Raw genomic sequence first — 11,859 nt, forward strand, 5'->3', positions numbered from 1 at the left:
TAATTTAAATAGAAAAAATGATCAAACGATTCTTGCTTGGACTACTTGTCCTGTCAGTTAGCATTTCTTTGCATGGCCAAATAACAAAAAATAAAAAGCCAAATATCATTTTAATTTATACCGATGATCTTGGTTATGGAGATCTTGGTTGTTACGGTGCCACAGCTATTGCAACACCTAATATGGATGCACTTGCAAAAAGCGGGGCAAGATTTACCAATGCACATGCAACGTCTGCTACCTGCACACCATCACGTTTTTCATTGCTTACAGGAAAGTATGCATGGCGCAAAGAAGGTACAGGTATTGCTCCCGGTGATGCATCGTTGATCATTCCTGTTACAGGAACAACATTGCCTGGTATGTTACAAAAAGCAGGATACAATACAGCAGTGATTGGTAAGTGGCATCTTGGATTGGGTGATGGAAAAGGTATTGACTGGAACGACAAAATAAAACCCGGCCCTGCAGAGATTGGATTTAATTATTCATTCCTGATTCCTGCAACCGGCGACAGAGTTCCCTGTGTATTTGTAGAAAATCAACAGGTAGTTAATCTCGATAAAAATGATCCGATAAAAGTTAGTTACACAGGGCCAGTTGATCCAAATGCACCTACCGGCAAAAAGAACCCGGAGCTGTTGAAAATGCAACCGTCGCACGGGCATGATATGACGATTGTAAATGGTGTGAGCCGTATTGGATATATGACTGGTGGTACATCAGCTCTTTGGAAAGATGAAGATTTTGCCGATGTGCTGGTGCAAAAAGCAAATGCTTATATCAGCAATCAAAAAAACAATCCTTTCTTTTTATATTTTGCTACGCATGATATTCATGTGCCACGTCTTGCGCATTCACGGTTTGCTGGAAAGAGTGGCATGGGGCCGAGAGGCGATGTGTTACTGCAATTAGACTGGACAGTTGGTGAAATTATTTCTATTCTTAAAAAGAATAACCTCCTTGAAAATACACTCATCATTTTTTCAAGCGATAACGGGCATGTGGTTGATGATGGTTATAAAGATGACGCTGTTGAAAAATTAGGCAATCACAAACCAGGCGGAATTTATCGTGGCGGAAAGTACAGTGCGTTTGAAGCAGGTACAAGAGTGCCGTTTATTGTTAGCTGGAAAGGAAAAGTAAAACCGGGCACAACCAATAACGCATTGTTCAGCCAGATAGATCTTTATGCTTCGCTGGCAAAACTTGCAGGAGCAAAAGTTGAAGCAGGGCAGGCGCCTGATAGTAAAAACTATTTACCTGTATTGCTCAATCAAACAAATAAGCCCCGTGAGTTTTTGGTAGAGCAATCAATTAACTCAACACTATCATTGCTGGTTGGCAACTGGAAATATATTGAACCTTCAAAAGGTCCAAAGGTGAATAAGGATACCAATACCGAACTGGGCAATTTGCCTGAGCCGCAACTATACAATTTGGCTAATGACCCAAGTGAAACAAAAAATCTTGCTGCTGTTCATCCCGATAAAGTGAAAGAAATGCAGGCATTGCTGATGAAAATTAAACAAGGCAGTACTGTAAAATAACAGTTTGGTTCTTCTGATAATTCAACTTCCAATCACAAAATCATGATAATACATACTTCACTAAAATATTTGTTTGTTACTGTTTGGAGTATGGCTATAATAGTGACTGCAGAAGCGCAACAGAATAAGAGCAAACCCAACATCATTGTTATACTTGCTGATGATCTGGGCTGGAAAGATCTTTCATGTTATGGAAGTACGTTTTATGAAACGCCGAATCTTGATGCGTTGGCAGCAAAAGGTGCAAAGTTTACCAACAATTACACCACAAGTCCTGTTTGCAGTCCCACCCGTTCAAGCATCATGACAGGGAAAAATCCAATCAATACAAAAGTTACTGACTGGATCAAAGGAAGGCAGGAAAACGGAAATGCAAAACCATTTGAAAAATTAATTACACCGGCTACGGCATTTGAATTATCCCTCAATGAAAATACAATTGCAGAACATGCATTAAAAAACGGCTATCAAACATTCTTTGCCGGTAAATGGCATTTAGGTGAAGAAGAGAAACACTGGCCATTGAATCACGGTTTTCAAACGAATAAGGGCGGATGGAGTAAAGGTGGCCCAACAGGAAAAATAAATGACAGCACCGGTGGTTATTTCACTCCTTACGGCAATCCAACATTAACTGATGGCCCGGCAGGAGAATATATTACTGACCGGCTTGCAAACGAGTGCATCAGTTTTATTCAAAAAGAAAAGCAATCGCCTTTTTTCCTGATGTATTCTTTATACGCCGTGCACAATCCTTTGCAGGCGCCTGCAGCATTGATTAAAAAGTATAAAGAAAAACAGCAACGGCTTGGTTATACTGACAAAGACCGATTCATTAAAAATGAAGAATGGATGAAGAATCAAACTGATTGGAAACAGCGTTTGGTTCAGGACCATGCCGTTTATGCTGCAATGATTGAAAACATGGATTGGAACATTGGTCGCATTATTCAATCGTTGAAAGAAAAAGGATTGCTTGAAAATACATTGATCATTTTTACATCAGACAATGGTGGATTGAGTACGGCAGAAGGAAGTCCCACCACCAATATTCCGTTGAGAGCAGGTAAAGGCTGGTTGTATGAAGGCGGAATAAGAGTGCCGATGGTTATGTATTGGAAAAATAAACTGCAGCAAGGCATTGTTTCAGATTTACCCGTTAACACATCTGATATTTTTTCTACTGTTGTAACAGCCATCAACAAAACCTACAAGAAAGAAACTGCTGTTGAAGGAGAAGATATTTTAAAGCTCTTATCAAATCAAAAGAAAACAGCAGACAGAGCATTGTACTGGTATTATCCGCATTACAGTAACCAGGGCGGTAAACCAGGTGCGGCTATCAGAAAAGGAAAATATAAACTCATCTATAATTACGAAGATGACAGTATTGAATTGTACGATCTTTCAGTTGATGTGAGTGAAAAGAAAAACCTGGCTACTCAAAATGTTCAGGTAGCAAAGCAATTGAAGAAACAACTCGATTTATGGCTTGCAAACAATAAGGCCGGTGGCTTTAAGCCCAATCCGGGATATAAGCAATAATCAAAAAATAAAATTATGTTCAGCAACAGATTCATATATAAAAGCTCACTTCTTTTCGCAAGTTTACTATTTGTGAGTGTTTCTCTTATGGCTCAAAGTTCATTGAGAAAACGGCTTTCGTTTAATGAAGGATGGCTCTTTAAGAAAACAACAGATTCTGCTGCAGCTCAAACTCAATACAAAGATTCAGACTGGAGAAAGTTATCGTTGCCACACGACTGGGCCATTGAAGGGCCATTCAAACCAGAATATAATCCACGTACAGGCGGACTTCCCATTTTTGATAAAGCATGGTATCGTAAGCGTTTCAAAATAGATGCATCAGCAAAAGGAAAAATTGTTACACTTGAGTTTGATGGTATTATGTATAACTCATCTGTTTACGTTAATGGTCAGAAAGTATATGATCGACCTTATGGCTACAGCAGTTTTGAAATTGATATAACACCCTACATTCAATACGGCAGTGAAAATGTGATTGCCGTAAAACTAAGTCCACAGGAATTATCTGCAAGGTGGTACTCCGGTGCAGGCATCTACAGAAATGTATGGATGGAAATAAAAAATCCTGTGCATGTAAAACATTGGGGAAATCATATCACTACACCTGTTGTTACAAAAGATAATGCAAAGGTGAAAGTGGAAACAATGATTTCCAGCAAGCAAAAAACTCATGCTGGGAACTATCAGATCAAAACAATTATTGTAGATGCAAATGGGTCAGAAGTTGCAACTGCAATGAATAAATTCAACTTTACTGCAAGTGAAGCAACAACTTTTCAGGAGCTGGAAGTAAATAATCCGAAGTTGTGGGATATGGAAACGCCGCATCTCTACAAAACAATTTCAACTATTTATAAAAACAATATTGCTGTTGATACTTATGTTGAAACATTCGGCATACGTACCATTCAATACACAAGAGAAGGATTCTTTTTAAACGGAAGAAAGGTAAAAATGAAAGGTGTTTGTTTGCATAATGACCTGGGTGCATTGGGTGCAGCTGTTAACTACAGAGCTACAGAACGTCAGTTGCAAATCATGAAAGAAATGGGTGTGAATGCGATCCGTACATCACACAATCCTGCATCGCCTGAGCAATTGGATCTATGTGATAAGATGGGACTTTTAGTACAGGAAGAAGCATTTGATTGTTGGGAAATGCCTAAAGTTGAAAATGATTACAGTAAGTATTGGGCGCAATGGCATGAACAGGATCTGCGTGATATGATTCGTCGTGACAGAAACAGGCCATCGATTGTTATGTGGAGTATTGGTAACGAAATAAGAGAACAAAATAAAGAAGATGGTTATCTCATTGCCCGATCACTTGCAAAGATTTGTAAAGAAGAAGATCCCAACAGACCAACGACTGCAGGGTTCAACAATTTTGCTGCAGCCATTAAAAACGGACTTGCTGCTGAAATAGATTTAGTGGGCGCCAACTATAAACCGACAGACTATGCACCAACGATGAAACAATACCAGGATTGGATCGTTTACGGATCGGAAACAGCATCATGCGTATCATCAAGAGGTGTTTATCATTTACCATTGGAAAAATATGATAAGCATCCATCATTGCAGGTAAGCAGTTATGATAATCAAAGTCCAAGCTGGGCTTATCCACCCGATGTTGAATTTCATTTCCAGGATTCTTTGCCTAATGTGATTGGTGAGTTTGTATGGACTGGTTTTGATTATTTAGGTGAGCCAACGCCTTATGGTGGAAAAGATAATCTTACACATGGTAATTGGGATGTTGATTGGCCATCGAGAAGTTCTTATTTCGGTGCAGTGGATCTGGCAGGTTTTCCGAAAGATCGCTTTTATTTATACCAAAGCCGCTGGACAACTGAACCAATGGTTCATCTCTTACCACATTGGAATTGGGAAGGAAGCGACATCACAGAAATTCCTGTTTACTGTTATACTAATTGTGATGAAGCGGAATTATTTGTAAATGGTAAATCGTATGGAAGAAAAAAAATTGGAGTAGACAAAACCAGTATTCCTGTTTCCTTTTTTGCATGGAAAAACAGACCAAAATATTTCGAATCGCCCTACCGACTTAACTGGAATGTACCATTTGAAAAAGGGGAAATAAAAGTGGTCGCCTACAAGAATGGAAAACAAGCGGCTACAAAAACTATCAAGACAGCAAAGAATCCAAACCAAATTAAGTTAATACCCGATAGGAAAGTGATTTATGCAGATGGAGATGATTTATCATTTGTAACTGTTAGAATTGAAGATGAGAATGGCAACTTCTGTCCACTTGCAGATAATAGAGTTGACTTTAAGATATCAGGACCTGCAACGATAGCTGCAGTTGATAATGGAAACGCTGCTTCTACCGAACCATTCCAGGCTAATTACCGCAAAGCGTTTAACGGCTTATGTTTATTGGTAATTAAAAGTAAAAAGGGAGCAGCAGGAGTTGTTAAAATTGAAGCTTCATCACCGGGATTAAAAACTTCAGTTATTACCGTTGTTACAAAATAGCAAGAGCATCACCCATTAAGTATATCAGCTAAATAAAAATTACTGACTTAAGAAATTCAAAATTGCTCAGGTTGTACGACCTTAGTGCTTATTCGGAAAAAAACAATTGATATGCTGTTGTCATTTTTAGTGAGGAGATGTAAAATTTGTTTCTATTCAAAAAGAAGCCTGCCTTTTGCGATAATATTGTTTTTGGGTTCCTGTAATAATTCAAATGACTCAGCACAGAATCAAAAACAGGATTCAGCTCATACCTGTATGGCCGTTCCATCAAGGTTTGGTGCAGACACCTCTTCATCATCTATTGGTTTTAATGGCGATACCACTACTGCAGGAATGGTATTTATCCCCGGAGGAAGTTTTGAAATGGGAGCTGATAATGAACAGGCATCAGAAGATGAGTATCCAAAACACAAAGTAACGGTTGATGCATTTTACATGGATGTTACAGAAGTTACCAATGCCCAGTTCCAAAAATTTGTTGATGCTACTGGATATATTACCACTGCAGAACGTAAACCCGATTGGGAAGAATTAAAAAAGACAGTGCCACCCGGTACAGCAAAACCAGCCGATAGTTTATTGGTAGCAGCATCGTTGGTATTTAAGCCGAGTAATGGGCCAGTTGATCTCAATAATTATTCGCAATGGTGGAGTTGGGTGGCAGGTGCAGATTGGAAACATCCTGAAGGACCTAACAGCAGTATTAAAGGAAAAGAAAATTTTCCTGTTGTGCACGTTAGTTGGGACGATGCAATGGCTTACTGCAAGTGGGCAGGTAAACGTTTGCCAACAGAAGCAGAGTGGGAGTATGCTGCAAGAGGTGGTTTGAACAATAATATTTATCCGTGGGGAAATGAACATGTAAACATTGGTGCAGCAAAAACAAATAGTTGGGAAGGAAAGTTTCCTTACTCAAATGAACAACGTGATGGATTTATAAAGTACGCTCCGGTAAAAACATACAACTGTAACAAGTATGGTTTGTTTGATGTGGCAGGAAATGTGTGGGAGTGGTGCAGTGATTGGTATGATCATAACTATTACAAATCAGTAGCTAGCAATACTGTTGTAAATCCAAACGGTCCGCAAAAAAGTTTCGATCCGCAAGATCCTTATACACCAAAACGTGTATTACGTGGCGGAAGTTTTCTCTGCAACGACAGTTACTGCAGCGGTTACCGTGTTGCAAGAAGAATGAAAAGCAGTCCTGATACTGGATTGGAACATACAGGTTTCAGGTGTGTGAAGGATGTTGCTAAAAAATAAGAGATACATTACTATATTTTCATAGTGCCATAAGAACTAAAATATTTCTTAGTAGACCTAAACGGGTTCTCAATAACTATTTCATGAGTTTAAAAATAAAGTATCAACGTGCAATTGTCTTTTTTGCATTTGCAATAGCCTGTATTCATTCCACAGCACAAATACTACAACCGTCCACTAAACCAAACGCTGCACAAAAGGAATTGATCAAACGTGGCTATGGTATGTTCATTCATTTTGGCGTTAATACATTTACTGACCTTGAATGGTCAGATGGTACTACACCTGCAACTGCATACAATCCAACTAACCTTGATCCTGATCAATGGGTGCGTACTGCAAAAGAAGCGGGCTTCCGTTATGTGTTGCTGATTACAAAACACCACGATGGTTTTTGTTTATGGGATAGCAAGTACACTGAATATGATGTGGCTTCTTCTCCGGTTAAAACAGATGTAGTGAAAGCAGTTGCGGATGCCTGCAAAAAATACGGTTTGCAGTTTGCAATTTATTATTCGCTCTGGGACAGACATGAAGCTTCTTTTAATGACAAAAACCCGCAAGTATATATCGACTATATGCTCAATCAATTGAAAGAACTGTTCACCAACTATGGTTCTATTTGTGAGTTGTGGCTCGATGGCGGTTGGAAAAGAAGCCCTTCTGATTGGGGCATAGATCAGGTATATAAATTAGTGAAACAGTATAACCCCAAGTGTGCCGTAAGCGTTAATCATACGATCGTAAATGAAGAAGGCAAACGGAAATTTACATTGCCATCTTTAATGACAGAAGACAATAAATATTTCTTTCATTATTTCCCAAGCGATTTCAGATTATGGGATCCGAAGATCATTACCAAATTTGACAAAAAGCAATATCTGCACGAAGGGAAATCGTATTACCTTCCTTATGAACATACCATTTGTCTCAGCAGTCGCTGGAACTGGTTCCAAAAATCAGCACAGCTTCCGGTAAGAGAGTTAGATGAACTGCAGGAATTATTTTACTGGTGTACTGATAATGATAATTCACTGGTGATAAATGTTCCTCCTGATAAAACCGGCAGGATACGGGAATACGAAGCACTTGCTGTCATTGAATTAGGAAAGCGATTAGGCTTATCTGCAAACAAACCATTGCCGAAGAATGGTAAATTTATTTCGTTGCTAAAACCAGCTGCTGCAACAAGCGAGTTTGTTGACAAAGACATTACCTACAAAGCAGCATTTGTAAACGACGGAAGTCTTGACAGCCGATGGCTTGCCATTGATACGTTGGCTGAATTGACAATTGATCTGAATCCTGCTGAAGCATTTAATAAGATCAGTATTTTTGAATATCAAGACACCCGAAATTTACCCGATGGATTTTCACAACTAAGAACCGGTAGAATAAAAGAATATAGCATTGATATTTTACAGAAAGGACAATGGCAAACAATTTACTTAGGTACTGAGCCCATGGGTGATTGTAAAGTGATCATGCTGCCACGAAACTGTAAGACAACTAAGTTGCGGTTGAAGATACTAAAAGCAACAGCGCCTCCTTCTTTGTATGAATTATCTGTGATAAACATGCAGTAAATGATTCTGCTGTAATTAAAAAAACCAAGAACATGAATAGCTGTATCATTTCTTTATAGTATGATTGATTCTTATATAAAACTCTCCTGAACAATAACTGTTATTGTTTGTTTAATTTGTTCAAAGCAATTGATAATAGAAAGTAGAACATTTTTACAAAACAAGCCTCCTGTTTCAAACACTGCCCGTTAACACTCATGAACTGAATGCACCTCTTTTTTGAAGCGCTTGGCCACCAGGCAAGTGAAATATAGTTGCTTACTTAGTTGTGTAATTCTAAATCAAACTAAAACTGAAACGATGCTTGTGCTAAAAAGGAATTTACCCTCTCACATTGGCTTATTCTGCTTCTTGCTATTAATGAGCCTTAAGTCATTTTCACAAACAACTACTGTTAGCGGCACTGTTACAAATGCAGGAGATAATACGCCAGTAGCAGGAGTGTCAGTTGTTCAACAAGGTTCAGAAAAGGGAACCACAACCAACCAAAAGGGTTTTTTCAGCTTAAGTGTATCGGGAAGCAAACCTGTCCTCGTTTTTAGTAGTGTCGGGTTTCAGACTTTTACACTCGCATGGGATGGTTCATCGGCCATTGCGGTAAAGCTTGAGCCCGAAGTTGCTGCGTTGCAGGATGTGGTAGTGGTTGGTTATGGTACACAGAAAAAAGTAAACCAAACCGGCGCAACACAAACGTTGAAGTTTAGCGATGCAGTTAACCAACCTGTCAGTAATTCAGGTCAGTTAATGTATGGAAAATTTTCCGGCGTGCAAATTACCCAAGGCGGCGGGTTGCCGGGTGCTGATGGTTCAAGTGTGTTAATAAGAGGTTTGGGAACATTCGGTTCATCTACTCCGTTAGTGGTAATTGATAATATACAGTATTCAGGATTAAATGAATTTAATAATCTGTCGCCTGCAGATATCGAATCGATTTCAGTATTAAAGGATGCAGCGGCCGGCGCTATCTACGGTGCACGTGCAGCAAACGGAGTAATTATTGTTACCACCAAAAAAGGTAAAAGTGGTGCGGGCACAGTTGTATATAACAGTTATTATGGTATTCAGGAGGCAACAGTGGTACCTAAATATTTAAACGCACCTGATTATGCAACATTAATCAACGAGAGAGATATTAATCAAACCGGCCCAACAACTTCGTTAAGATATACGCTTGATGAAATTCAGGCAATGCAGGATGGAAATAAGCCTGACCAGTTTAGTAATACCAATTGGGCAAAAGAAATATTGCGAAGGGCTCCTATGCAAAATCATTACCTGGCATTTTCCGGCGGTGGACAAAATACAACTTACCGTTTGTCTGTTGGTTATTTTAACCAGGAAGCGATTGTACGAGGTAAGTTTAAAACCGAACGGTTTAATCTCAGCTTTAACCTCAATTCACAAGTAAAGCCCTGGCTAAACATCAGCAACGTTACAAATTCGTATTGGGCAAAAGTAATTGGACCTACGGGAGGATCAGATGCCATTTTAGGCGAAACAGGTATCATCAATCAATTCCAACGTTCGCATCCTGTTGTACCTGCTTATTATTCAAACGGAGAATATGGTTTTGTGGATGGTTCCTATTTAAAAGTAAATGCAGGTCCGCCAATCACCAATCCACTCAGACGTGGTGTGTTAGGCGATTATAAAGACAATGAATTGAATATTGCCGACAGGATTGCTGTAAAAGCTGACATCTTTAAAGGTCTTTCATTTGAAACCAGTGGAAGTGCGAATGTGCTGTTTGGCTACACATCAAATTTCACACCCACCAGTGATGTGAAAGATTGGGCAGGTAATATTGTTTCACAAAACTTAGTAAACTCTTTACGTAAGAGCAACCGCTTTAATTACCGGCTGTTAAATGAAAATATATTACGCTATGCCAAAAAGTTTGGCACTAGCCATGATCTTTCTGTATTAGCAGGCCATTCAGTTATTTATAACCGCAGCAATGGGTTTACAGGTAATTTGGAAGGATTCCCAACAAATAATTTACAGGAGTTCAATGGAGGAGGTAATTTAAATCCAAATGTATCAGGCAGTGCAAGTGTAGAAAAGCTGCAGTCTTTTTTTGGAAGAGTGAATTATATACTCAACGGAAAATATTTGTTTGAAGCGAATGTAAGAAGGGACGGTTCTTCAAAATTCGGACCGAATAATAAGTATGGAACTTTCCCCTCTGCATCAGCAGGCTGGAGAATAAGCGAAGAAAAATTCATATCGAAAATAAAATGGATTTCTGATTTAAAATTAAGAGCCAGTTGGGGAATCACCGGTAATGATAACATTGATAACAATCTCTACTCTCAAAACTATTCCGTTTCAGGCGACTACTTTATTGGTAACACAATTGTAAGTACAGTGGCTTTAACGTCACTTGCAAATGAGAATATCCGTTGGGAAACAGTGGAGCAATACAATATTGGGTTGGATGCCGGTTTCTTCAGCAACCGCTTACAATTCACCGCCGATCATTTCAAACGCATAAGCACTGATCTTTTATACAGTAACTATCCCATTCCTGCTACGATAGGCATATCAAGTTTAGGCGCACAAAACGCTGCTGATATGGTAAATGAAGGCACAGAGTTGAGTTTGAACTATCGGAACAAAAGCAGAAAATTAAACTACAGCTTCGGTGCCAGTTTGAGTTTATTTAAAGACAATAAAGTGACCGGCCTGGGACAAGGCGGCAGAGAAACGATTGGTGCTGAAACAATCATAAGAGTAGGTGTTCCTTTTAATGCTTTATTCGGCTACCAGGTAATTGGTATTTTCCAAACTGCTGCTGAGGTTGCAGCCGCTCCCCGACAATTTGCAAATACCCGAACAGCTCCCGGAGATTTTCAATATGCTGATCTGAATAAAGACGGTGTTATTAATGAAAGCGACCGGACTATTATTGGTAATCCATTCCCAAGATCGGTATACAGTGTTAATGGAAACCTGGATTATATGGGAATTGATTTCACTTTTACTGTGGAAGGTGTGGGAAGAATTGAACGGGTGTTGAATGATAACGGGCAGCGTGTAATGGAAGACAGCAGGAATAATGTACTCTCTTATTTGATTGACCGCTGGACTCCGGCTAATCCGTCCACTAAATATCCACGTGCAGGCGGGCAGAATAATGCAGTTGTTTCTACTTTTTTTGTGGAAGATGTATCCTATACACGTTTAAGAAATGTAGAACTTGGTTATACATTGCCTGTTAAGCTGAGTGGTAAATTCGGAATTTCCAAGTTGCGGTTTTATGTAAGCGGACAGAATTTACTCACCGTAACAAAGTTTGAAAATTTTGATCCTGAAAGACAAAGAGGCGGAAGTACAGATCAAAACGCTCCGCTGTACAAAGTGTATACGTTTGGTTTAAATGTTAAATTTTAATTGTAAATAAT

At 39.1% G+C, this 11,859-nt stretch carries 6 protein-coding genes; all 6 read left to right on the forward strand.

The window, feature by feature from the left end; genetic code table 11:
- The first annotated feature begins 17 nt into the window (after window positions 1–17).
- The 6 genes from WG954_RS15070 to WG954_RS15095 all read left to right on the forward strand — a co-directional run bounded on the left by WG954_RS15070 (window position 18) and on the right by WG954_RS15095 (window position 11,848).
- Complete coding sequence (locus WG954_RS15070) at window positions 18–1,550, forward strand: sulfatase family protein (protein WP_340437504.1); 1,533 nt, start codon at window positions 18–20, stop codon at window positions 1,548–1,550.
- Window positions 1,551–1,592: 42 nt separating this feature from the next.
- Window positions 1,593–3,095, forward strand: coding sequence for a sulfatase (locus tag WG954_RS15075; RefSeq protein WP_340437505.1), 1,503 nt, complete (start codon window positions 1,593–1,595; stop codon window positions 3,093–3,095).
- A gap of 102 nt (window positions 3,096–3,197) precedes the next feature.
- Entirely contained in the window at window positions 3,198–5,600 is a 2,403-nt protein-coding gene (gene galB / locus WG954_RS15080; protein WP_340437507.1) for a beta-galactosidase GalB, read from the forward strand.
- Between the two features lie 258 nt (window positions 5,601–5,858).
- On the forward strand, window positions 5,859–6,869 hold the full coding sequence (locus WG954_RS15085; RefSeq protein WP_340437508.1) for a formylglycine-generating enzyme family protein: 1,011 nt from the start codon (window positions 5,859–5,861) through the stop codon (window positions 6,867–6,869).
- Window positions 6,870–6,952: 83 nt separating this feature from the next.
- Window positions 6,953–8,455 carry an alpha-L-fucosidase gene (locus WG954_RS15090; protein WP_340437510.1) on the forward strand — a complete coding sequence of 501 codons (1,503 nt, stop codon included), beginning with the start codon at window positions 6,953–6,955 and terminating at the stop codon, window positions 8,453–8,455.
- Between the two features lie 360 nt (window positions 8,456–8,815).
- Window positions 8,816–11,848 (forward strand): SusC/RagA family TonB-linked outer membrane protein, encoded by a 3,033-nt coding sequence (locus WG954_RS15095; RefSeq protein WP_340437511.1) that lies wholly within the window; start codon window positions 8,816–8,818, stop codon window positions 11,846–11,848.
- Window positions 11,849–11,859 lie beyond the last annotated feature (11 nt).

The sequence above is a fragment of the Lacibacter sp. H375 genome, from assembly GCF_037892425.1.
Lineage (GTDB): Bacteria > Bacteroidota > Bacteroidia > Chitinophagales > Chitinophagaceae > Lacibacter.